Origin of the sequence: Streptomyces sp. ITFR-6 (assembly GCF_031844725.1) — a bacterium.
In the GTDB taxonomy this organism is placed as follows: Bacteria; Actinomycetota; Actinomycetes; order Streptomycetales; family Streptomycetaceae; genus Streptomyces.
In genome coordinates this window covers 1-22,495 of the sequence record NZ_CP134615.1, presented here as the reverse complement: position 1 = coordinate 22,495, position 22,495 = coordinate 1, and the positions used below count along the sequence as shown (strand labels likewise).

Here is a 22,495-nt window from a genome sequence, read left to right as displayed (position 1 = left end):
GGGGGAAACCTGTTCGGATCTTCCCCGTTCTCCCAGCTCAGATACCGCGCGGGCCCACCAGATGCACAGCAGATCTCCCGGAAGTAAAGGTGAGGGTGAGGGGTCGGAGCGGAAGCTGTGGGCGCCCTCCGGGCGGGGCTGAGCGCCGGCATCCGTGTCTCCCATGGGAGACGGCTGTCCCCAGAGCGCGCTCAGTTAGGCGTCCCCGGCCTCAAAGGGTCTGGTTGGCACGCTTGATCCAGCTCGCGATGGTCGCCACCGTGTTCCACTCCCACGTCGTGGTGAGCCACGTGGCGACGCTCGCGTCGTGCGACCCCGGTTTCACCCCGGCTTCCTTGAGCGTGGCGATGAGTTCCGCTTGCTGCTGTTGGGTCGTGGGCGAGCCGTCAGGGCCAGGGCTGTCAATAGAGCCGACGGGAACCGGGTCGTAGGTCACGAGCCCATGATGGTGGGCTCCGGGACGGGCGCGCGCTCAACTCGCCGTGCGATCCAACGCAGGGGGCGGAAGCGGTCGGTTTGCTTCGGACGTAGCCCGCGCCCGTCACCGTCAGGCGGTACCCCAGTTAGCTGGGTACACCGAGACGGAGGGCAGACGATGGGCCGGATCAAGCAGAAGCGGGCAGAGCGAGCGAAGCGGTCGGCGGCAGATCGCTCTGCACCTCTCTCTCAGCCGCACCTGGCTGAGGGAGACGAACTGTTGCAACACATGCTTGCTCTCGAACTTGATGACGCCAGCCATCGGGCGGCTGACGGCATCACGCTCTACGCCCTTGCCTTCGACCTGACCGAAGGCAGTGCCACCGTGTTCTTCCACGACAAGGAACTCCGTGACGATGACGACGGAGAAGGCCCCTACTGGACCAGCGGCCTGATGATCTACCCCGATTGCGTCGACGCGACTGATGTGGACCTCGAAGTTGGCGGCCTGGAGGAATGGCGCTTCCACCCGGACCACCTCCAGCTCATGCGGGACATCGAGGCCATGGTCGAGACGTGGGACGGCGGGCCCTGGGACGACTTCGTCGCCTTCACGGAGGGGGACCTCACCCGCCGCGACGCCCAGGTCCGCGAGATCTACGACCGTTACGCCAGCCGGCACGCCGGTCGCATCCACGCTCCCTGGGAAGGATGACCGGCGGCAGTCGGTCCACTGCTACGCGGCAGCATCCGCACCGGGGCCCCGCACCTGCCGACCGGCCGCGTCCACCACGACGACGGGCGGACAGGCCGGGCACGAGTAAAGCCCCTGAGAGCCAATCCACCGCCACCCGGCATCCCACAGAGGGCGCCACTGAACGTCCGCCGGGCGCGGGACTGTCGTGGCACATCGGGTGCAGGTGACAGCGGTCGGCTTCGACTTAGGCATCGTGTGGTCCTTCCGAAGGTGTGAGGGCCCAGGCTACGAGTGATCCAATCCGCACAGGGAGGCAGAAACGGTCGACTACGCCCCACGACGAGCCCCGAGCGATCAGGCCCAGGGCTCGCCTGCGTCAGTGGCCAATGAGGGTGTGCAGCACTGGAGCACTGGCCCCAGTTCCCATGAGGCCGGCAAGAGCGGCCGCTGCAGTGTTGTCCGCGCTGAGATACGTCAGTACAGCCACGACTCCTCCGATGACCACGGCCGTCAGAAGAATGAGGGCAGCGTGCGAGCTGAGTAGCGGTCCGGGTCCGGAAGAACCCGGCAACCGGATTGGCGGACCCGCTTGACAACTATCGTTTGACAAGGGGGTACCGTCGTCATTGGTCGATGCGGTCATTTCTCGCCTTTGAGTGAGTGGACTGTCTAGCCGGACATGAAGCCCGCCGCGACCACCGGGGAGTCCTCCCGCTACACCACGCCGTCCAAAGCTTGGGTGCAGCACGAGGACTCCCCAAAGTCGTTCTTGGGGCAACGCAACAAGAGTAGGCAGAACGCGCGGACATACCCCCATCGGGCCGCCCCGCGCGCCTGCCGACTGGGTGTCACATCTCCGATGACACAAGAATGTTGCTCCGGCTAGTACTCATTGGACCCTGACCAGTCGTCCCTCCGCGGCCCTGCGGCCGACCTGAACGACCGCACCGTCGAAACGGTCCTCGGCAAGGCGCTGAACGGCTGAGCAGACGAGGTTTTTGGAGTTTCTGGACCGTCTTACGCGGGCGCGCGCGTAAGGGCCCCGGAGTCGCCCACAGGTGACTCCGGGGCCCTTACGGCTCCCTACTTGGGCTCAGCGGCCTTTGGCCGCTTCCAGCGCAGCGTTGGGGCTCGCACTGCCGACGCTAGGCCGTCCCCCTGCCCCCAGCTCTGGTACGTACTTGTAGAGCGTTGTGCGTGAGATCCCGAGTAGTTTCGCGATGGAGCTGATCGACGCGGCCGGGTCCGAGAGCATCGCGCGGGCGTGGCGGATCTGCTCGGCGCTCATTGCCGGCGGACGGCCGATGCGTTCGCCACGAGCACGGGCTTCCGCGAGTCCCTCGACGGTTCCCTGGACGATCAGCTCGCGGATGAACTCGGCGAGCGCGGCGAACACGTGGAACACCAGTCGGCCGCCGGGTGTGGTGGTGTCCAGCGACTCGTGCAGCGACTGGAAGCCGATGCCACGCTTGCGCAGGCCGCCGACGATCGCGATCAGGTCCTGGATCGAGCGGCCGAGCCGGTCGAGCGAGGGGACCACGATCGTGTCACCGGGGCGGGCGTAGTCGAGCGCCTTCCACAGCTCGGGGCGCTCGGCATTCTTGCCGGACAGCTTGTCGGCGAAGACGCGGGCACAGTCGGCCTTTTCCAGGGCGGCGATCTGCCGGTCGAGGAGCTGGCCCTTGGTCGAGACGCGTGCATAGCCGATCAGTACGCCGGTGGTGTTCGCGGGGAAGGCGCCCAAGACGTCGTCGCCGCCCTCTGCCCACTGGGAAGGAGTCGTCATGCGATCACCGTACAGAAAAGGGAGTGCCGTGCTTGTTGGACACTCAGACTTTCTGAACACGCTTGTTGGACACCGAGACTCACCCGCACGAGGTAGATCCGAGCATCCGGCCGGAGTGTCCAACAACCGATCGGTTGATGGACACCACCCCCGGGGTCCAGTCCCCTGCCTGAGACTTACGATGATCATGTGACCGCCCGCCGCACACTGGGCTCCGGCCCCGAAGTTCGCCCTCCAGCCATCCGCGCCTCCGAGGCCGACCTCAGCAACTCACTGCACGGCATCCACCTGCCAGACCTGGGCGAGCTGCGAGCCCGCGGAGTCCTCGGAATCCAGCCCACGGCACCGCCGGCCCCGCGGCGGACCCTCGGGACTGGCAGCCCAGACGTAGACGCCTGAGCTACGCCGTCGCCGTGGTCTCGCGCCGGCGACCGCGGGGGAGCTCCGGCTCGCCCTGGCCGTCCACGACCCAGCGGGCCCGCTCCCAGACCGGCTCGGTTCCTCCGGCGATCCGGTGCAGGAGCGCGGCCTGGTCGCGGGCGTCGTCGGCGGCCTGCGCCGTGCGGTCCCAGGCGACCAACGTCCCGCGCTCCCGGTCCCAGGGCTCGCCCGCCGTCGAGGACCACTCATTCGTGGTCCAGGCGAACCAGCCCCGCCACAGTCGGGAGACGTAGTCCGCCTTCTCCCCGCTCTCACGGTGCGGGCGCAGCCACGCATGGAGGTCGTGGCGCGAGCTGGTGAGGTGCTGGCCGGGGGGCGTGACGAGCATCGCCGGGTAGCGGCTGACCGGTCCCCGGTCGGTCTCGTGGACGACGCGGCGCCCGTCCAGGAGCACATCGAGCCGGTCGAGCAGTGCCCCGCGCTCCGGTGTGCCGTACGCCCCCGCCGGGCTCTCGTGCAGCAGCTCCTGGTCGTGGACGCGGATAACCGCGACGGTCTCCGGCTGCGCGTACTCGCCGGGGCCGGCCGCCGTCACGAGGAGAGTCGACGCGGGGTCGCTGACGATCTCGCGGGCGAACCGCTGCGCCTTCGCGTGCGCGGCGTACAGCTCGGCGGCGTACGAGCACGGCTCGCACCAGCGCCCCCTGCCGAGGGGGTAGTCGCGGCGATCGCCGCATCGTCGGCACACGTACTGCAGTTCCCGGGCGCGGTCGAGGACGGCGCGCTGCGCGGGTGAGCACCCGCGCTTGGGCACCGCGGCGCTCTTCTCGTACAGCGGGGCGTAGCAGTTGCCGTGGTAGAGCACCTGACCCACCGGATCGGAGCCGGGCTTGAGGCCCTGCCGGTCGAGCTGGGTCTTGGTGAGCAGGCCCTCGGGTACGGCGCCCCACCAGGTGTAGCGGGTGAGACCGGGAAGCGGCGGGATGGAGCTGGGCAAGACGACCTCCTGAAGCTCAGTTGAACCGAAGGTAAGGGGTAGATCCGGGACGCGCAACAACCGTCAAACACGGGTTGACCTGCGCTTTTGTTGCGCGTTATCTAGCCTGTTTACGCTCTTTTCGGCAAGCGAAAAAGCTAGCAATTCGGCAAGTACGGATGGAACCCGTGAGACCGTCCCACGCGCGCGCGGTCGCGCGAATGGGACCGGTCTTATCTAGCTAGACTGCGCGCCATGTCGGTGATTCCTTTCGTTGTCGCGGTAGAACCCTCGGACCTCAAGGCCCTCAACGAAGTCGTGAAGGCCGGGCTCGACGCCGAGCGGGACTGGTTGAAGCAGGCCCGGGAGGACGAGGGCGTGCGGTTCCTCCGGGGCAAGGCCCAGAGCGAGGCCCGCGGCCGGGTCCGGGCGAAGTTCGCCGCGATGCGGGCGAAGGGGAAGTTGGCCGGCACCCGGGACCTGGTGGTCGCGCGTGCCGTGCGGGCTGAGCTGAAGAAGCAGGCGATGGACGGTCCGTACGAGCCTCTTCCCGGCGAGGATGCCCGGATGCCGGGACGCCGGGTCGGCACCGGTCCGAGCCACTACGACCGGTTCGGCGACGAGAAGACGAAGCTGACCGGCCGGATGCCGGTCCGCCTCCCGGCCGATCTCGGCGAGCAGCTCGTACGCGCGACGTACTGGACGAGCGCCCCGGCCGTGAAGGCTCTGTGGGAGTGGCAGGCCCGGTGGGGAGATGGTCCCGTGGTCATTTTCCGCGAGGCCGAGCGGAGCGGAGCCGTGACGCTCCTCGATGTGTGGTGCGCCGCGATGGCGTCCCGACCGGACGCCGATTCCATCCTGGAGAAAGCCAAGCTCCAGGCCCAGATCGTGACCACTGGCGACATCTTCCGTATCGCCGTGAAGCGCGCCATTCGCTGACCTTCGCACCTTTCCGTGGCTTTACCTGGGCATTCGCGGAATATCTGGCTAGATATTGCGCGAACGCTAACCGCTTTGGCTTGCTTTTCTGCTGGCGGAATTACGGACGGGAATGCGTGCGGGTCAGCTTGCGCTTAGCTTCGCCGGTCGACAGGCTTCGCCCTACCTACATGGAAGGGAGGGCTGATGGCTGTAGAAGGGCTCGACACCGTCGCCGAGTTCTCGGAGAAGGGCGGGGTCGGCAAGACGTCGGTGACGGCGGGACTCATCGCGGTCGCCGCCGAACAGGGCTTGCGGGTCGGCGGCGTGGACCTCGACCCCCGGTCCACACTCACCGATGAGCTGGGCGTCTCGGAGCCGAAGCTGTCGGTCAACGACATCTACTACGTGGACCGGGAGAAGAAGCCGAGGGATCCCGCCGAGATCGCGCGCGACGTCCTGGTGCGCGCCGGCAAGGAGTGGCCCTCCAACGTCTTCGTGCTCCCCTGTGTCCGGGAGTTCGGCAACCGGGAGAACGACCCCGCCACCGCGATGGAGTTCCGCCTGAAGCGGGCCCTGTGGGGGCTGCGGGACCTGGTCGACGTCGTGTTCCTCGACGTCCCGCCCCGGCCTGGCGGCAAGATCCCCGGATCGGCCCTGCTGGCGACGCGGAAGGTTCTCATCCCCTCGACCCTCCTCAACGACGGGTGGCTGGGCGCCACAGAGGCCATCAAGTCGATCGAGCACTACAACATCCCTGGCGGGCCCAACGAGGAGCTGGAGGTGGCCGGGGTCGTACGGAACCTGGTGCCTCGTGATCGCGAGTACCGCGAGATCCACCGGTACTGGGACACCCGCCTGCAGGAGACCTTCGGCGACCAGGTCCTGCCGACCGTCATCAAGAACTACGCGGTGCGCGAGACCTGCCGCACCGCCCGCGCTCCGATCACCAGCGCTCCCGGCCGCGAGGCCAAGCTGCTGACCGCCGCCTACCGCGAAATCCTGTTCCACACGCTGCCCCACCTGAAGGAGGGACGGAGCTGATGCCCAGCTTTCTCGACAAGGCCAAGAACAACCAGGAAGAGACTCGGGAGAAGGACCCTGCCGCCCCGTCCGGCGTCAAGGAACCTGACTGGGACAACCCCGATTCCTGGGGCCAGGAGGACGGAGCCGCCGACAAGAATGCTGGCGACCCTCCGGCTGCCGACGACGACCAGGAGCACGGCACTGGTGACGGCCGCGCCCACGAGTCCTCCACGCCCAAGGCGCCCCGGCGTCCTCCTCGGCGCCGGGGCCGGCCCCGCGGCCCGGACCGCGAGATGCTCTCCGTCCGGATCCTCGCCTCGAACAACCGGAAGCTGACCGTCGCGGTCGAGCAGACCGACCTCAACCCGCAAACCCTCGTGGACCAGGCACTGGAGGCCATGTTCAAACGGCTCAAGGTCGAGGACCCGGGCCCCGAGCAAGCCGAGGACATCGCGTGACCGGGTTCCAGGAACCGATCCTGACCATCCGGCTGCCGGTCCTGCTCGACTGGGAACAGGACCGGCCAGGCGGATGCCGCTGCCTCTGCGCGGTCTTCCACCGCCTCCCCGGCGCCACCGGCTGCACGACCGGCGCCCAGCCCGGCCTGCTGCTACGTGTCGAGACCGACACCGAGACCAGCGGACCCCTGCCGGTCTGCATCAGCTGCTACACCGCGCTCACCCCTCTCTGAGCCTGACCAGCCCGGCCGCCCGCATTCTCGCCTGCCTTTCCGGGAACGCGGGCGGCCTGCTGTCCGCTCCCTGCCATCTGGGCGCTGTGACCAGCGAAGGCGCGGTCAATCTAGCTAGATATGCCGCAGTTAGCTGGTGGAACGCTCCCGGCGGCTTCCGGAGGGGGGAGGGGTAGAACGGACAAGCGCGTTCGCGCTTGGCACCCCCGGGTGCGGCCCCCTTGCGGGCCGCGCGTTCACCGACGACGGCCGAACCGGCCGCAAGCGGCCTCCCGACCGCCGCCGGGCGCGGCCCGCGGCCTACCGCACGTCACCCGCACCAGCGCGCCCCTGCGGGCCTCCAGAGCGCTGCGGGGCCGGAAAGGCCCCCACCCCTACCTCTCGACCTCAAAGCGCGCCCAAGCGGCCCCACAGCTCACCTAAGCCACCCAAAGGCGGGGCGACCACGGCGGGTCGACTCTGCGTTGCCGACTTCAGATCAAGATCACCAAGGGTCAGGATTTTGGTTGCTCATTCAACAAGAGTGACGGGTTGAGGTGGGTTTTCCGAAACTCTCCACGCGTGCGCAGACGGAGGATTAACGGGAAACTCACCTTAACCCGTCACTTTCGCAGGTCAGAGCGTTTTGGGTCCTCCTGGGTGCCCGTCACTACGGAAGCGTGCGTGACGGAAAACGCCGCCGACCCCCATGCGTCTGCGTGGGGGTCGGCGGCGTGTGATTCGGAAGGCTTGGTTACTCGTCTTCGTCGATGCCCGCGATCATGAGCCCGTTGTAGACCTTCCCAACGTTCGTCTTCTTGTGCGCGAACCCGCGGGCGGCCATGCTCTTCGAGAACTCGACTTCACTGGACGCCTGCTCACCGCTCGCGTGGCACCAAGAGGTCCAGGCATTGAACAGCTCGCGCGCGGGGGCGACCCCGTGCGGAGACGTGATGGTGCGCTCGTCAAGGAATCGCCCGAGGACGTCGCTCGATGCCTTGTACTCCTCGGTCCGGACACGGACAGCCTCAGGAGGCGCGAGTCCTTCCTCGCGGTACGCCAGCCAGCCCTCGTAGGCCCACTCCAGGACTGCAGGCGCTGCCTTCTTCAGGCGGTCGGGCAAGCCGCCATCACGCTCGTTCTCCGGGATCACCACGTCGAACGGGACGACGAGGATCCGTCGCCACACCGCCGGGTCGTCACCCGAAACCAGGGGCAGGTGGTTGGTGAGCATCACCAGGGTGTGCGACGGGTCGAAGGTGATCGGGTTCTTGTGCATCAGGTTGGCCTCGATGGGGTCGCCGCCGACCAGCCGCTTCATGGTGGCCTCGGCGAAGCGCCGGCCCTTCTCGGTCTCGCTGCAGAAGGTCAGCCGAGCGCCGCGCAGCCGCATCTTGAACGCGCCGTGCCGCTCGTGCTTGGACTCCATCAGGATGGCCGGGTCGACCTCGATGGCGTAGTCGCCGAAGGCCGCCATCAACGCATCGCGCAGCGTCCCCTTACCGTTCGCGCCGGTGCCGGTGAAGATGGGCATGACGTGCTCCTTCACCTCCCCGAGCATGGCGTACCCGACTAGCCGCTGGACGAACGAGCGGACTGCCTCGTCCGGCAGGATCTTCTCCAGGAACTGGTGGAACTCCTCGCCGCCGGCGACTTCCCCGTCTTCTTCGGTGGGCAGACCTGCCCCGGCCACCTTCGTGATCAGGTGCGCCCGGTCGCAGTCGACGATCGCGCCGTCGCGCAGCTGCACCGTGCCGTCGGGAGTGTTGAAGAGGAAGGCGTCGGCGTCCAGCGCCTTCGAGGACGTGCTGATGGGCGCCAGAGCACTGGCGATCTTCGCCATGCCCTCCAGCCCACCTGCCGACTCGCTCTTGCGGATGTCCTTGTACAGGTCATCCCGAGCATCGCCGCTCATCCCCTCCAGGTCGCGCAACCCGGCCTTGATGGTCTTGACCGCGTACGCGATGTCCGGCCGCTCGTCGTTGTACAGCCAGCGGGAGCCATCCCATTCGTGCCAGCCGATGCCGTGCACGAACCGCAGCGCCTCGTGGTGCTCCGAGATGAAGCGTTCGGCCATCCGCAGATGGCCCCGGTGCTGTACTTCAGGAGCGCGCCGAGAGGACCTGGCGGCGCGAGCGACCCGCGGGCGTTCCTTCGTGGCGGCCGGGTTGTCAGCCCAGAGGTCATCCTCCGGTCCGCCAGACTGCGACGGCACCGGATGCAGGTGACTTGTCTTCTCTGTCATGCCGAACCCCCGATCATCAGTCGGGGACGCAAGCAGGTGCGACGGGGTACGACGGTCTCGCATTCGAGGCCACTCCTCGGGTGCCGGGCCCCGGGGCGGTGGTACGCCGCCGGGGCCGTCATCAGTTCCGAGGCGTGGTCTACGTGGCGCTGAGCCTTAGTGTCCTGGGGTGCAGTTCGCATCAGGCGGCACCGCCCATCCGGCGCGCGGGCGCGGTCGTCATCCGGCGGGGCCGGGACAGGCCGGCAGTCATGCCGGACCGGATCGTCTTCTCGATCTCGAACGCGGACTTCTCGCCGAGGCCGGAAGCCTGCGCGGCCTCCGTCAGGTGCTCCTCGGCGACGGCCTGGTCCAAGAGGCCGGCGGCGACCAGCTGGCCCATGCGGTACGCCGCGAGATTGAGCCGGTTGTTGCGGCCGGTGGCCGGCTTCATCGCCGCCAGCTCGTCGCACTCGCTGCGCAGGATGCCGTGCGCCCACCGCTCCTCGCGGTTGCCACGGCGGGTCAGGTCACGCAGCCGGGCGACCACATCGGCCCGGCGAGGCGCTCCCCCGGATTTGGGCGGCTCAGGCGCGGTGGTGATCAGGGTCAGCAGCCAGTCCGGCAGGACCGCCGGATCGGTGAGGCTGCCCTCCAGCTGGTACGGCACGCCGTCGACCTGCGAGCCGATGCCCACGATGTAGCCGCCGGCGGCGCGGGTGTCGATGCACCATCCGATCGTGCGAGCAGTGTTGCGGACCCCGATCCCGGCCGGAGCACGGTAGACGAGGTGACGGCCGCCGCTCGGCGTACGGACGGTCAGCGTTGGAGTGATCTGCGCACCGGGGACCTGCGCGGCGAGAGAGTCGAGCATCGTCATGCCGTCGACAATGTTGGCGAGACCGGACACCTCCCCGTCGTGCGGAACGTCCAGGTCGATCGCGACCAGCGTCGACGGACCGCAGGCGACGCCGATGTTGAACGGGGCGCGGCCCCAGGTCCGCTCGATGACCTCCGGGTCGCGGGTCGCCCGCGCCTCCCAGTCGAGCCACCGCGGCTCTTTCCCGCCGACGAGCAGCGGGTGCACGTACATCCCGCGCTCGGCGTACCGCAGCGCGCTGGCCAGCAATGTTGCCCGGAGCGCCCGGGTTGCAGCCGTGTTGTTCTCCCGGCGATGTGGCACCGGGGCCGAAACATCTCGTACCCTCACGTTGAGAGCTCCTTGAACTAGTTCTCTCGACTCGCCGGGATGTTGCTCCCGGCCTTGCTGTAACCGAGGCGCCCTGGCAGGGGCGCCTTCGGCGTTTCTGGGCCCTCATGGTGCACCCACATACGCTGTCGATCTTCATCGTGCACGGCGGTCCGGGGTGATCCATCCGGTTTTGCGGTGCCAACGTTGATGTGGCCGCGTTGTGATCTAGGGCAAGGTGTCGGTCGACGCTTCGAGCGCCCGGAGTACGGGGTCGAGGTCGCCGGTGTAGGTGACGTGGGGTTCGTCCACGCCCGGGGCTTCGAAGTGAGCGGCATGCCGCAGTAGATCGGCCTCGCTGAACCACATGGCGTTGGGGTTGTCGTAGGTCTCCTGGTTGCGCTCCTTGATCCGGTCCCACCTCTCTTGGTGGGTGCCGGGCAGGTGCACCAGAGTCACGGCGGCGCCGATCTCCTCGCCGATCCGGCGCCACTTCTCGCGCTCAGCGGCCGTCCAGAAACCGTGGTCCACGACGACGTCCCGGCCGGAGTCGAGGGCCTTCCCGACTTCCGCCGCGATCTCTTCAAGGATCGGCTGCTCCCGGACCCGGTACTCGCCCCTCGGGAAGTCACGTCCGTAGTGCCCGTAGGTCTCCCACACCCGCTCGTCCGGGCTGAAGCGCAGGAAACCCTGGGCTTCGAGCGCACGGGCGACCTTGGTCTTCCTCGATCCCTGGAGCCCAGCCATCAAGACGAGCCGGGCCGGGCCGCTTCGCCCTGCGAGTGTCCGCATGATGCGCGTGATCTCTGTCTTTCCTTCTGGGGGCAAGGTGCCCTTCTGCTGAGCCCGGAGCAGCGAGCCCAGGCGTTCCTCGGCGACATGGACGAGAGTGTCGTCCAGGAGTAGGGGCGTCATCGGATGACCTCTTCCTTGGTCCAGCGGCGCCCGGGTCCTCCCACGTCAACGCCGTATTCGATGGTCACGTCACCGGTGTCCACGACCCGAACAGTCAGCACGGTGACGGCGGCCTGTGTGTCCTCTGGGATCTCCAGGGTCGCCGCATCGGCGGGGGTGGTGATCCGCGCCCACATCGAGCTGTACCGCCGAGCGACGGGACGCCCGGTGTGTCGGGTGATCAGGTCGATGGAGGTCCCGCCGTTGAGGCGTCTGCCCATGAGCAGCTCCGGCAGGTCCTCGGCGAGGTCTGCAGGAATCCACGATGTGGAGTGGGAGATCACGGCGCTGGTCTGTTCGTCGCGGTAGGTGCGTGAGCGCCGGAGCACAGGTTGACCTGCACTGATCCCGAGCGCCTCGGCGACATCCTCCGGAGCGGACACGATGCCGGCCATGTGAGAGTCGGACCGCTCCCCCGCTCGCCACGACGTGCCGGTGAGCTTGCTCCGCTCCTCACGGTCGGCGGCCGTGGCCAGAGTGCCCCGTGCCTGCACAACCGTTCCGTGGCCGCGGGAAGAGATGACCAGCCCTTCCGCCTCCAGCGCCTTGTACGCAGCGTGGACGGTGGTTTTGGAGCCCTTACCCGCGAGGACCTGGTCCTCAATCTTGGGCAGGCGCTCGCCAGGAACGTACTCGCCCCTGTTGATCTTCGCGGCGATCGCGTCAGCGAGGTCTCTCCACTTCGGTGGCATGTCTGGTGATCTCCTCCAGTCGAGGAGACCAGTGAACCATAGTCCCGGGAATGATTCCCAGAGGCGCGCTCTCCCGGGAATGCAACGACTTCAGTGATTGACAAGGTCCGGCAATCCTGGGAATGTCATTCCCGGAAGGCAGCGCCGAGTGAGGCAACTCACGAAGCGTCGCGGCACAGCCATGCCTAAACCATCAGAACTGCGCCCGAAAACGGCGCGGCTCTCCGGGTGATCTGCCAGGACCGCCGGAGAGCCGCCGGGGCCGTTACACCGAGAGGGGCACGACCCACATGAACATCATCGTCGCAGGTCAGCGCATCGTTACGGACTCCGAATTCCTGGAGGTCGCGGTCGGCTTCAACGCCGAGGTCGAGCCGCTGGACTTTGCCGAGGAGTTCACCGCCGGCGGACTCGCCAGCCGGGACGCGCTGACGTCCTTCATGAACGACGACTTCAAGGTCGAGAACGACACCGACCGCGAGGACGCCGCGTACTACCGGTCCCTGCTGCGCCGGATGCCGAGGGAGCTGCGCCGCCGGACGGCCGCCGCCCCCGCTGTCCTGGCCGCCGAGCTGGAGACCGCCGACGACGCCCTCGGCTTCGAGGACGACGACTTCACCGCCGACTGGACCGCCGCCGACTTCGACTCGTACGAGGTGCTCGTCTCGGTGGGCAGGCCGAACCCGGCCGCCGCCGTCTCCCTCGCCCGTCAGCCCCGCGCCGAGCGCCGCGCCGTCCGTACGGCCCTGCGCCTGGTTCGCGACGAGGTCCAGATGGGGGTGGCGGCATGAGGTTCCTCGCGCACCTCGCCCTGTTCCTGCTGACTTTGCTGGAGATGACCCTCGGCGTGATCGCCGGGACCATCGCCCTGGTCAGCCTCATCACCGAGACCGTGGCCCGCGCGACGGCCGCCGGCGGCGACAGCTTCGCCCGGCGTTTCCGCCTGACCCCGACGTCCCCCCGGCTGCGCGAAGAACTCGCGGCCCTCCTCTCGACCATGGCCAACCCGGCTGGAGGCACCCGATGAGCAACTACCGCGAAGAGCGCCGCGCCGATGCCGCGGCTCAGGCCGAGCAGGAGCTGAAGGCCGCCGAGGTCCGGGCGGCCCAGGAGCGCGAGGACCGCCGCCTTGAGGTCGAGGCCCAGCTCAAGGCCCGCGAGATCAAGGCCGCGCAGCAGCGTGAGGACGCCGCGGCTGCCGAGGAGCGCAAGGCGGTCCGGCAGCGTGAGGCCGACGAGCGTGCCGCCCGGCTCGCGAAGCAGTCCCGTACGGACAAGCAGGCCAAGAAGAAGGCCAAGCAGGCCGCCCGCGCCGAACGCAAGGCCGCTCGGCGGCAGGCGCTGACCCCGGGCAACGTCTACCGGACCGGCACCCTGGCTCTGGTCACGGCGTCGGCTCTCGGGTCGATGCCCGCGCAGATCCTGCACTTCGCCCACATGTCGCCGATGCTGCTGCCGCTCCCGTTCGCGATCGAGGGTGCGGCCTGGGTGATGGCGGCCGGTGTCGCCTACGCCGACGAGCGGGGCCTGCCCGGCTGGGTCCGGTGGGCACTGCGCGGGTTCGTCCTCGCGGCTGCCGGGTTCGCCGCGTCCATCAACTACGGCTACGGCAAGAACATCGCCGGTCTGTCCGAGGCGGACGCGACCACGGCCGGGATCGGCCTCGCCGCGGTCTCCCTGCTCGGTCCTCTGCTGTTCGAGGTCCGCCAGTGGGTCGGCACGCTGTCGGCGAAGACCGGCACGGCTGAGGAGAAGAAGCGCCGGCGGGAGGAGAAGAAGGCGGAAGCCGCCCGGCAGGAACACCTCGCCCGCCGCCGCAAGCACCACAAGGACATCGCGGAGGAGGCGGACCGCCTGCTGTCGGCCCTGCCCCTCGGCAGCATCACCGAGGAGGAGGCGTTCGGCGCCGCGTGGCAGATCAAGAAGGGCACCCAGCAGGGTCTGTCCGCCGAGATCTTCGCTCAGGTGACCGACGCCCGGGTACAGCTCGGAGCCGCCTTCGAACTGGGTGAGCACGTGCGCCCCGAGCTGGTCCGCGCGGGCATGCTCGCCAACCTCTACAACCCCCTCCCCGGACGACTTGCTGAGGGCATCCCCGCCCTCGGTCCGAGCGTTCCGCACCCCGCTCTCCAGCGGTCCCCTGAGGGCGCTACAGCCCTTGCGGGAATTGGGGTGTACGGCTCCAAAGACGCAAGCGAGAAAGCTCGCGAGAACGCCAGCAACGGCGCTTCCGGGAACACTGACGGGAACGCCAGCGGGAACGGTCCGCGTGGCCGGTCGGATGAGGAGCTGGAGGCGCTTTTGCCGAAGGCCCTGAAGGTCGCCGCCGAGCTCGTCGCGGAAGGCAACCAGATCTCCGGGGCCGCCCTGTCGAAGCGACTCGGCATCCGCCGGGACGACGCCCGGCGGCTGCGGGACCGGGTCATCGCCGAGCGGAAGCTGAAGCTCGTCGACGACCAGGCCGACGCGGCAGTGGGGGCCTGACCATGAGCCGCAAGCACGCCATCCACGACGCCGAGCCGAGCGTCATCACCTCCCACGGCGCGGACTTCTTCGGAGAGGACCGCCACCCGCTCAAGAGCGTCAAGGCGCTGGCTCCGTACGCGGAGAACTCCGTCTCGGTCTTCGAGCGCTCGACGGTCGCCCGGCTCCTCCAGCTCCTGGAGGCCCCGGTCGCCCAGACCTTCTCGGCGACCGAGGCCGCCGAACTCTCCGAGCAGCTGCTCAAGGTCTCCCGCGACCGCCACCTCAAGAGCGGACTGGCCGCCATCGCCCGCCACCTGGCGGACGCCGCCGGCCGGGCCGCAGCAGGCGGCGAGCCCTGGACCTGGTCGGTGGAGGGTTCCACCGCCGCAGCCTGATCCATCCCCCGAAAGCGCGGGGCCCGGCGCCTCCCTACCAAAGTCGCCGCCGGGCCCCGCTTCCTCCCGAAGGAGAAGCACCAGCATGACGGAACAGCCCACCACCACGAACCCGGGTCGCACGGACCTGGCCACCATCACCTACGTCCACGGCGCGGGGCCGGCCACGGACACCAGCACCCCGGCCGCCGCCCCCGCTTTGGGTGGCAAGACCGAGGAGGAACGGGCCGCGGTTGTCGAGTCGGCCCGCCAGGTCCTGGAGGGCCGTGTCACCTCGGCACCGGTCACCCTGACCAAGGAGTCCGCCGACTTCGACGCGTTCGACGACCGCCCGCTGATCCCGGCCTGGATGAAGTCGGGCGAGGGCGTGGCCATGTACGCCGGAGTCGCCTACCGGGCGAGGGTGCGTGCCTACCGCCGTTGGGTCCGCCGCCAGCGCACCGACCGGGGCCACGCCGCCCAGTTCAAGCGCGGATCCCGCCGGATCGGTGACTGGGTGAAGGGCTTCGAGGGCATCCAGCTCCAGGCCGTCGGGCACCAGGCGCACATCGCGGCGAAGGAAGCCCGTGCCGCCGCGCGTACAGCCCGCTTCACCCCGGCGCTGATGAAGAACAAGAAGACGGCGGCGCTCCAGGCCGCCGACCGTACGCAGACCGTCGCGATGAAGGCGATCGCCGACCACAAGAAGCTGAAGAGCAGCCGCCGCCGCGCGCACAGCCTGCGCATCGGCGCCGCCTACGGCCCGCCGGTCGCGGCACTGAGCGCCGGATATCTGCAGGCCGGATGGTTCGGCGCATCCGCCGGCGCGATGGCCACCTTCGCCGGTGGTGCGTTCGCCGGACGACACCCGATCAGCGAGGAGACCGACTGGTCCGCGGACTGGCGGTCGCTCGGCGACGGCGACCCGATGACCGCACCCATGCTCGACAGCGTCTTCCGGGCCGCCAAGGTCATCGGCAGTGACGAGAGCCTGCGCATCGTCCAGATGCCGATGCTCGACTCGCGTGGCGCCTGGTCGGCCGTCATCGACCTGCCGCCCGGCATCGCCGCCAAGAAGGCAATGCGGGCCGCCCCGGAAATCGCTTCCGCTCTGGGAGTTGAAGAAGCCCAGGTGAATATGGCCAAGAGCAAGGAAAAGGGAAGCCGCGCGGGACGGCTCGAAATCTACGTGGCCAAGGAACTGCCTTTCACCGAAGACGCGGCACCCGGCCCGCTCCTCGCCCACGAAGGAGCGACGAACTTCTGGGGCCCCATCTCGATCGGCCCCGACGTGCGCGGCCTGGCCCGCACGATCTCCGTTGTCGAGCGATCCGGCCTGGTGGGAGGCGAGCCCGGCGCAGGAAAGAGCGCATCTGGAAACACCATTCTGATTGCCGCCGCACTCGACCCGCGAGTGCGCCTGGCTCTCGCGGACGGAAAGGCCGGTGGCGACCTCACCCCCTTCGAGGCAATGGCCGTCGCATTCGAAGGGAATGCCGACCCGGAGGCATTCCTGGACATGCTGGACGGCTACGTAATCCCGGACATGAAGCGCCGGTACGCGTTCCTCAAGAAGATCAACCGCCGCAAGGTCACCGAGGAACTGGCGAACAAGTACCCGGACATCCTCGGTCAGCTCCTGCTCTGGGTGGACGAGCTCATGTACTACACGACCGACGATGAGCTGGGAAAGAAGATCACCAAGCGGCTGAGGAACATCGTCAGCCGTGGCCGCGCGGCCGGGATCATCACCTTCTGCGCGACACAGAAGCCCGGCAGCGACGTCGTCGACACCTCGCTGCGTGACCTGCTCTCCATCCGATGGGCGCTGCGCTGCACCACCCCCGAGGCGTCCGACACCATCCTCGGAAAGGGCGCCGCCGCCGCCGGGTTCTCCGCGAAGACGATCGAGTCGGAGATGCGCGGAGCTGGCTTCCTGTGGGCCGAGGGTTCCAACCCCTACCTGGTGCGAGCCGACTACTACTCGGACGACGAGGTCGAGCTCCTGGCCGAGCGCGCGGTCGAGCTGCGCCGCGCCGCCGGCACTCTGCCCGATGCTCCGAAGACGCTCGCCGACCTGCTGCGCGACCAAGGCGATGAGCACGCCCGGGTGCTCGCCGTCCTGGTGGACGTCTTCGCCGCCTTCGACCAGGAGGCGAAGGCCGCGGACGAGGCGGCCGAGGTCGACTGGCTCCCCGGCACCGTCCTGGTCGACTCGCTCAAGGCGGCCGGCCTGGAGGTCACCCCCGAGAAGCTCGCCCGCCTGGTGGTCCGCACACCCGACGAGAAGAAGAAGCAGACCTGGCAGGACAGCTCCTCGGCGCTCAACGGCTACCCGCTCGCCGCAGTGCTCAGGACGGCTCAGACGAAGTACAGCCTGAGCGCCTGAACCTGGATCAACCCTGGACAGCCGCCCGATTTCGGCCGGTATGACCCCGGACGGGGCGGCTGTCGACCTGGACAGCACCCCCCTCGACTCGGACGGGCCCTGTCCAGGTCGAGCCGGGTCCCATCCAGGTTGCTCACCCCCTCTGACCTGCATCAACGCGAAACGATCCAGGTCAGATCCAAGTCACAAACCGTGACATACGGAAAACCCAGAGAGGACCCCGGATGCGCGCCGAACCCGATCTCCGACTGACCGGCACGGCCTACGTCGACGGGGAGGAACTCACGTGCCGCGAATGCGGAAACGACCGGGCGCTGGAGATCCACAAAGACGGCTTCCGGGAGATCTGGCCCGCCTGGATCTGCTGCCTGTCGTGCGGGTGCGGGGAAAGCTCCAAGGTCCTCACCAACGGCCTGGTGGACGCCGCGCTCGAAGCGCGGACCGGGCGGAAGAAGCCCGAGGATTCCGACACCTTCGTCGCCGAATGGCGGGGCATCGTCTGGACCGGCGAGATCTTCCCCCAGTTCCTCATCGGTGACGCGCTCGTCGCGGTCAAGGCGCTCAGCGGTCAGATCAGTAAGGACAGCAAGGCGTGGACCCGCTCGAAGAAGAAGGACGCCAAGACCCGGGTCAAGGCCGTTGCCGGAGCAGTCGCCGAGCCCGTGAAGGAAAGGGCCGGCGCCGCCAAGAAGGCGGCGAAAGTGAAGGCGGGCGACGCGGCGCACGGGGCGAAGGCGACCGCGCTCACCACGGCCTGGACGTTGCAGACCGGCGGGGCCGGACCGACCACGGCCGCCAAGCCGAAGCGCCAGCGATGCACGGTCAAGGGCTGTCGAGGCGGCATGGTCACGCTCTCCAGCAAGGTCCACGCCACCACCGGAAAGACCACTGAGATCAAGATCCCGTGCGGCGTGTGCCACCGATCCACCAAGTGAATTTCACGTCGCTGACCAGCACATATGCCCGTTGTGCCGACTCGGAGTCTGCGAACCCCTAGACATGCCGACTCAGAGTCTGCATTATTGAGACGTGGCCAGCAAAACGGCCAGCAAAACCGCAAGCGAAAAAGACAGCGAAACTCTCGAAGGAGAAGCCCTGTGACCACCCGCAAGCTCGTTGCAGAGACCACCGGCCCCGTCACCATCGACGCCACGCTCTTGGGCCACGGAGGTCTCGTCACCGTCCGCGCCGAAGCGAACTGCACCCGAGCCACCCTCACCATCCACACCGCCGATGAGGACGGCGCGTCGGCTGACGCGGTCAAGGACGCGACGCTCCGCCAGTCGGGCAACCGGCTGACGGCGTCGGTCCAGGGCAGCGGCGGCGGCAACAGCGGCAGCACCATCGTGGTGGGCGGCGGTTCGTCGGTCATCCAGTCGTTCGGCAACGTGACCGGCTCGGTGACCGGCATGACGATCACCGGCAACGGCACCTACATCAGCGGCAACGTCGTGGGCGGTGACGTCATCGTCAACGGCGTCCGCATCAGCGGCGGCATGGTCATCCAGGGCAGCTCGCCCATCGAGATCACCGCCGTGGTCCCCGAGGGCAGCTCCGTGGAGAGCCGCACGCAGTCCGCCGGCGTCCTGGCCCTCGGCGCACTGCTGAACGTCGACACCACGACCCAGTCCGGCAGCGTCCAGACCGAGCACGTCTCCCGGGTCGAGGCGAAGACCCAGTCCGGCAGCATCACGGTCGAGCAGGCCGCCAACATCGACGCCCAGTCGCAGTCCGGCAGCATCCGCCTCGGACGCACCGACGTGGTCACCGCGAAGACGATGTCGGGCTCCATCTCGATCCAGGACTTCGGCGGCACCGCCCGGGCCGACTCGATGTCCGGCTCGATCCGGATCCACGCCACGGCCGGCGGGGACATCCACGCCAAGACGATGTCCGGCTCGATCCACGTCACCGCGACGGAGAGCGCGCTCGCCAACGACCTGGACGTGCGCGCCAGCTCGATGTCCGGACGGGTCAGCACCCCGCAGCGCCGCACGGGCGACTCCAGCCCGCGCCGCCGCCGCTGACTTCGCCCCGGGGCGGTCGCCATCCCGGCCAGGAATCCGCCGACCGCCCCGGGCCCCGAGCCTGAACCGCAAGCAGTCCAGACAGCATCACAGCCAGCAAATCCGCCAGCGAAAAAGCAGACCCGGAGGAATCACCACATGATCACCGCCGACCAGCTCATCGCCAAGCACGCCGCCGACATCGCGTTCGTCGCCGAGCAGGAGCCCGCCACCACCCTGGAGGACTTCAACACCCAGCTCGACACCGCCGCTCACCGCCTCGGTAAGACGTGGGCGGACATCCAGGGAGCGGAAGAGCTCGAAACCGCCGTCACCTACCTCGCCGACGCGATCGAGAGCACCGACGACGCCGAGCGCGCCGTGCTCGTCAACCGCGCTGCCAGCTACCTCTGCGACGTCTACGAGGTGGTCGAGGAGTACCGGGAGATGGCCGCCTGACCCGGCTCGCCCTGTCGTCCCCAGCCCCACCCGGCTGGGGACGGCAGAGCGGCCCGGACCAGACAAGGCCGACACCCGACGCGACCAAGGAGCCAGCGTGAACAAGCCCAACCGCCTCGTGACCTTCCTCTACGGCCTGATCGGCGTCGGGTACGCGTACGACAACGCCGAGGAGGTCCGCGAGGTCATCGCCGACAACTGCTTCAACACCCTCGCCGACCGCGCCGAGACCCACAGGGACGGCGCGAACACCCTGACCGACTCCCTCGCGTTCCAGCCCGGCCTGCTCGACCTGCACGACGAGCTGCACGACACCTGGCACTACCTCACCGCACTGAAGGCCCGCGCCCGCGACCTCGGATACGGCACGCTCACCGAGCACCTGGACGCCGCAGCCGACTCCACCCGTGATGTCCTCCAGGCGGTGGCCACGGCCGCTGAGAACACCGTCCCCTGCCCCGCGGTCCCCGCGAGCAAGTAGGGACGCCCCGTGGCGGCCGCCATCCCGGCCAAGGTCCGCCGGCCGCCACGGGCCCCGATCCCGCTCCGCAAGTGCAGCGGGGGGAGCCACATCATCCCCGACACCGAAACGGAGCCAGAAATGCCCCGCCCCGACAAGGACACCCGCGCCGCCGCGAAGGCCCGCATCGCCGAACTCAAGGCCACCCGCGACAAGGCGCACGAGGACGCCGAGAAGGCGAAGTCCGCCGCCGACGAGGTCATGTGGCAGGCCATCGCCGTCGAGCTGGACAAGGGCGAGGCCCTCCAGCTCGACGCCGCCGCGGCCACCGCCTTCTCCCGAGACCACATCGCCAAGCGCACGAAGCAGTACCGCACCACGCAGGACTGAGCCCGGCCCGGCCCCCGCACCCCGGGGGCCGGCTCTTCCACTCGAACCAGAAAGCCGAGGTCACCACCGTGAGCACCGACCGCGCCCCCCAGATCCTGCGCACCGAGGCCACGGTGCAGCCGTACCGCCCGTACGAGGTCGAGGCCACCCCGGTCTACCGCCTCCCCGTCCAGACCCCGCTTGCCGGACCGGTCGAGCTGTACGCCGAGAACGACCCGGTCGTCTGGGTGCCGGACGCGTACGGACAGCTCGTTCCGATGCGCCGGTCCGCCGCCCCCGCCCCGATGCAGCCGATGCCGCCCCGCGACCTCAGCCCGCAGCCGCTCCTCGACCCGCGCGCCCAGCGCATCGCCGCCGGCGGCGTGTTCGCGGCCGGGACCGGCTGGGGCGTCGGCCAGGCCATCGGCGCCGTCGCCGGACTCGGCACCGGCGCCCTGATGTGGCTGGCCATCGCGATCGTCGCCTGGAAGGTCGCCCCCGCCGCGATGAGCCGCACGACGATCCAGAACACCACGCACGTCACGAACACGAACCGCGGCTTCGGCCGGTCCACCACCAACGTGAACCACTGAGAGCGGAGACCACGATGGCGAGCAAGAAGGCGTTGAACCCCCCGAAGAGCGAGTGCCGGCAGTGCTGGCTGCACGCCTATGACAGCCGCGAGCAGCACAAGCGCCTCGCCCCGCGCGAGGACTGCCCGGCGTGCGTGTCCCACATGGGCGGTCGCTGCCCCGACAGCATGATCGTGAAGGGCTGACCATGAAGCTGCCGTGGATGAGTCGCGCCGACCGGCGCCGCTGGAAGTCCGCCCGCACCGTCGCCGACCTCGGCGAACTGATGGCGCTCTGGCTGGAGGGCGAGATCGCCTCCCGCCCCGGCTACCAGCCGCGCTTCGGTCCCGACGAGGAGACCGAGCACCTGGTGGCCAGCCTCGCCGCCCTGTGCCGCGCCGGGTACATCACCACGTGCTCGCAGCCCGGGTCCGCCGGCACGGGAGCGAACGGCCTGTGGTGGGAGCAGCGGGCCGCGGTCGAGCTTGTCGTCAGCAACGACCCGGCTCTGCTGCGCCGGCTCCTCGCCGCAGCCCGCGCCGCCGGGATGCTCGTACGCGTCAACGACCACCGTCGCGGCGGGGTCCAGGACGAGCCGGTCATCGTGACGACCTGCGACGGCGAGCCCATCACCGGGTTCGGCGGCCGGATCAGCCGCGCGGACATGGCCATCCAGTGGCCCGAGCTGAACCGCGACCTCTACCGCCGGGTCGCCCACGGCGTGTACGTCTCGATCGTGGCGCCGGAGTACGGCACCGCCGGCGAACGCCTCTGGGTGCTCCTGGACCAGCTCACCGGCCTGCGTCCCGCAGCGGACCCGGAGGACGACCCGTGGGCCGACGAGCCCCTGTGGAGCACGCACGGGGCCCTGGAGGTCGAGCACGGCGAGTGCACCCTGTGCGGCGCCCCGATCCACCACCGGAGTCCGTACTGCAGCACGGCGTGCGAAGAGGCCGACGCCGACCATGACGCCGAGAGGACCGACCGTGACCGTTGCTGAGCTCCGTGCCGTACTCGCCGACCTCCCCGACTGGGCCGTCGTCGTCGTCTCCGTCGCAGACGGAGACGACTTCGTCGAAGACGCCACCCTGACGTCCACCGACTACCACGCTGGCGTCCTCACCTTCGACACCATCTGACCGGCACCCGGGCACGGCCCGCCTCCAGCGACACCCGCCCCCGCTTTGGGTGGCATTCCAGCCCGGGGAACCACGGCCAGGAGGCCGGTCCCCGGGCTGAGTGCTGACCAGCCCGCAGCGCTCAGGCGACCGTACGGGCGTGGTGGTGCGGGTGACGTGCGGTAGGCCGCGGGCCGCGCCCGGCGGCGGTCGGGAGGCCGCTTGCGGCCGGTTCGGCCGTCGTCGGTGAACGCGCGGCCCGCAAGGGGGCCGCACCCGGGGGTGGCAAGCGCGAACGCGCTTGTCCGTTCTACCCCTCCCCCCCTCCAGAACGCGCCGCCGGGCAGTCCCC

Annotated in this window: 26 protein-coding genes; 19 read left to right on the top strand and 7 right to left on the bottom strand. The window is 69.0% G+C overall.

Going from position 1 to position 22,495, the window contains the following annotated elements:
• Nucleotides 1-211: 211 nt before the first annotated feature.
• Nucleotides 212-436 (bottom strand): hypothetical protein, encoded by a 225-nt coding sequence (locus RLT59_RS39190; protein ID WP_311308228.1) that lies wholly within the window; start codon nucleotides 434-436, stop codon nucleotides 212-214.
• A gap of 270 nt (nucleotides 437-706) precedes the next feature.
• Here RLT59_RS39190 and RLT59_RS39185 point away from each other — a divergent pair, with 270 nt between their 5' ends.
• Complete coding sequence (locus RLT59_RS39185; RefSeq protein ID WP_311308227.1) at nucleotides 707-1,132, top strand: hypothetical protein; 426 nt, start codon at nucleotides 707-709, stop codon at nucleotides 1,130-1,132.
• A 1,075-nt stretch (nucleotides 1,133-2,207) separates the two neighbouring features.
• Here the strand turns inward: RLT59_RS39185 and RLT59_RS39180 are convergent.
• Both RLT59_RS39180 and RLT59_RS39175 read right to left on the bottom strand, forming a co-directional pair.
• On the bottom strand, nucleotides 2,208-2,900 hold the full coding sequence (locus RLT59_RS39180; RefSeq protein WP_311308226.1) for a recombinase family protein: 693 nt from the start codon (nucleotides 2,898-2,900) through the stop codon (nucleotides 2,208-2,210).
• Nucleotides 2,901-3,300: 400 nt separating this feature from the next.
• The gene (locus RLT59_RS39175; RefSeq protein WP_311308225.1) at nucleotides 3,301-4,278 is read right to left on the bottom strand and encodes a hypothetical protein; all 978 of its coding nucleotides are present in this window, start codon (nucleotides 4,276-4,278) and stop codon (nucleotides 3,301-3,303) included.
• A gap of 234 nt (nucleotides 4,279-4,512) precedes the next feature.
• Here RLT59_RS39175 and RLT59_RS39170 point away from each other — a divergent pair, with 234 nt between their 5' ends.
• From RLT59_RS39170 to RLT59_RS39155, 4 genes are all read left to right on the top strand, one after another.
• Nucleotides 4,513-5,196 (top strand): hypothetical protein, encoded by a 684-nt coding sequence (locus tag RLT59_RS39170; protein ID WP_311308224.1) that lies wholly within the window; start codon nucleotides 4,513-4,515, stop codon nucleotides 5,194-5,196.
• A 186-nt stretch (nucleotides 5,197-5,382) separates the two neighbouring features.
• The gene (locus RLT59_RS39165) at nucleotides 5,383-6,219 is read left to right on the top strand and encodes a ParA family protein (protein WP_311308223.1); all 837 of its coding nucleotides are present in this window, start codon (nucleotides 5,383-5,385) and stop codon (nucleotides 6,217-6,219) included.
• Nucleotides 6,219-6,659 carry a hypothetical protein gene (locus RLT59_RS39160; protein WP_311308222.1) on the top strand — a complete coding sequence of 147 codons (441 nt, stop codon included), beginning with the start codon at nucleotides 6,219-6,221 and terminating at the stop codon, nucleotides 6,657-6,659. Before RLT59_RS39165 ends, RLT59_RS39160 begins: the two co-directional genes overlap by 1 nt.
• Nucleotides 6,656-6,892 carry a DUF6372 family protein gene (locus RLT59_RS39155; protein WP_311308221.1) on the top strand — a complete coding sequence of 79 codons (237 nt, stop codon included), beginning with the start codon at nucleotides 6,656-6,658 and terminating at the stop codon, nucleotides 6,890-6,892. The genes RLT59_RS39160 and RLT59_RS39155 overlap by 4 nt, the downstream gene beginning before the upstream one ends.
• Before the next feature lie 733 nt (nucleotides 6,893-7,625).
• On the opposite strand, the gene RLT59_RS39150 is transcribed toward RLT59_RS39155, so the two are convergent.
• The 4 genes from RLT59_RS39150 to RLT59_RS39135 form a co-directional block, all read right to left on the bottom strand.
• The gene (locus RLT59_RS39150; protein ID WP_311308253.1) at nucleotides 7,626-8,948 is read right to left on the bottom strand and encodes a DNA primase family protein; all 1,323 of its coding nucleotides are present in this window, start codon (nucleotides 8,946-8,948) and stop codon (nucleotides 7,626-7,628) included.
• A gap of 349 nt (nucleotides 8,949-9,297) precedes the next feature.
• A complete protein-coding gene (locus RLT59_RS39145) occupies nucleotides 9,298-10,305 on the bottom strand; it encodes a bifunctional DNA primase/polymerase (RefSeq protein ID WP_311308252.1) in 1,008 nt (335 codons plus the stop codon).
• A gap of 207 nt (nucleotides 10,306-10,512) precedes the next feature.
• Nucleotides 10,513-11,199, bottom strand: a complete 687-nt coding sequence (locus RLT59_RS39140; protein ID WP_311308251.1) for a P-loop nucleotide/nucleoside kinase family protein — start codon at nucleotides 11,197-11,199, stop codon at nucleotides 10,513-10,515.
• Nucleotides 11,196-11,930, bottom strand: a complete 735-nt coding sequence (locus tag RLT59_RS39135) for a GntR family transcriptional regulator (protein ID WP_311308250.1) — start codon at nucleotides 11,928-11,930, stop codon at nucleotides 11,196-11,198. The genes RLT59_RS39140 and RLT59_RS39135 overlap by 4 nt, the downstream gene beginning before the upstream one ends.
• Nucleotides 11,931-12,220: 290 nt before the next feature.
• On the opposite strand from RLT59_RS39135, the gene RLT59_RS39130 reads away from it, so the two are divergent.
• From RLT59_RS39130 to RLT59_RS39065, 14 genes are all read left to right on the top strand, one after another.
• Nucleotides 12,221-12,721 carry a hypothetical protein gene (locus RLT59_RS39130; RefSeq protein ID WP_311308249.1) on the top strand — a complete coding sequence of 167 codons (501 nt, stop codon included), beginning with the start codon at nucleotides 12,221-12,223 and terminating at the stop codon, nucleotides 12,719-12,721.
• Entirely contained in the window at nucleotides 12,718-12,957 is a 240-nt protein-coding gene (locus RLT59_RS39125) for a hypothetical protein (RefSeq protein WP_311308248.1), read from the top strand. Before RLT59_RS39130 ends, RLT59_RS39125 begins: the two co-directional genes overlap by 4 nt.
• On the top strand, nucleotides 12,954-14,414 hold the full coding sequence (locus tag RLT59_RS39120; protein WP_311308247.1) for a hypothetical protein: 1,461 nt from the start codon (nucleotides 12,954-12,956) through the stop codon (nucleotides 14,412-14,414). The genes RLT59_RS39125 and RLT59_RS39120 overlap by 4 nt, the downstream gene beginning before the upstream one ends.
• A gap of 2 nt (nucleotides 14,415-14,416) precedes the next feature.
• Complete coding sequence (locus RLT59_RS39115; RefSeq protein WP_311308246.1) at nucleotides 14,417-14,791, top strand: DUF7739 domain-containing protein; 375 nt, start codon at nucleotides 14,417-14,419, stop codon at nucleotides 14,789-14,791.
• An 85-nt stretch (nucleotides 14,792-14,876) separates the two neighbouring features.
• Nucleotides 14,877-17,159 (top strand): FtsK/SpoIIIE domain-containing protein, encoded by a 2,283-nt coding sequence (locus tag RLT59_RS39110; protein WP_311308245.1) that lies wholly within the window; start codon nucleotides 14,877-14,879, stop codon nucleotides 17,157-17,159.
• Between the two features lie 224 nt (nucleotides 17,160-17,383).
• Entirely contained in the window at nucleotides 17,384-18,094 is a 711-nt protein-coding gene (locus RLT59_RS39105) for a hypothetical protein (protein ID WP_311308244.1), read from the top strand.
• 162 nt (nucleotides 18,095-18,256) lie between these two features.
• Nucleotides 18,257-19,186: a DUF4097 family beta strand repeat-containing protein gene (locus RLT59_RS39100; protein WP_311308243.1), complete on the top strand. Its 930-nt coding sequence runs from the start codon at nucleotides 18,257-18,259 to the stop codon at nucleotides 19,184-19,186.
• A gap of 138 nt (nucleotides 19,187-19,324) precedes the next feature.
• A complete protein-coding gene (locus RLT59_RS39095; RefSeq protein ID WP_311308242.1) occupies nucleotides 19,325-19,624 on the top strand; it encodes a hypothetical protein in 300 nt (99 codons plus the stop codon).
• Nucleotides 19,625-19,721: 97 nt separating this feature from the next.
• A complete protein-coding gene (locus tag RLT59_RS39090; protein ID WP_311308241.1) occupies nucleotides 19,722-20,105 on the top strand; it encodes a hypothetical protein in 384 nt (127 codons plus the stop codon).
• Between the two features lie 120 nt (nucleotides 20,106-20,225).
• Nucleotides 20,226-20,474 carry a hypothetical protein gene (locus RLT59_RS39085; RefSeq protein ID WP_311308240.1) on the top strand — a complete coding sequence of 83 codons (249 nt, stop codon included), beginning with the start codon at nucleotides 20,226-20,228 and terminating at the stop codon, nucleotides 20,472-20,474.
• 68 nt (nucleotides 20,475-20,542) lie between these two features.
• Nucleotides 20,543-21,046 (top strand): hypothetical protein, encoded by a 504-nt coding sequence (locus RLT59_RS39080; protein WP_311308239.1) that lies wholly within the window; start codon nucleotides 20,543-20,545, stop codon nucleotides 21,044-21,046.
• Between the two features lie 14 nt (nucleotides 21,047-21,060).
• Complete coding sequence (locus tag RLT59_RS39075) at nucleotides 21,061-21,231, top strand: pRL2-8 (protein ID WP_311308238.1); 171 nt, start codon at nucleotides 21,061-21,063, stop codon at nucleotides 21,229-21,231.
• Nucleotides 21,232-21,248: 17 nt separating this feature from the next.
• Nucleotides 21,249-22,025, top strand: a complete 777-nt coding sequence (locus RLT59_RS39070) for a DUF6919 family putative SAM-binding protein (RefSeq protein ID WP_311308237.1) — start codon at nucleotides 21,249-21,251, stop codon at nucleotides 22,023-22,025.
• Nucleotides 22,012-22,164: a hypothetical protein gene (locus RLT59_RS39065; protein ID WP_311308236.1), complete on the top strand. Its 153-nt coding sequence runs from the start codon at nucleotides 22,012-22,014 to the stop codon at nucleotides 22,162-22,164. Before RLT59_RS39070 ends, RLT59_RS39065 begins: the two co-directional genes overlap by 14 nt.
• Nucleotides 22,165-22,495: the final 331 nt, after the last annotated feature.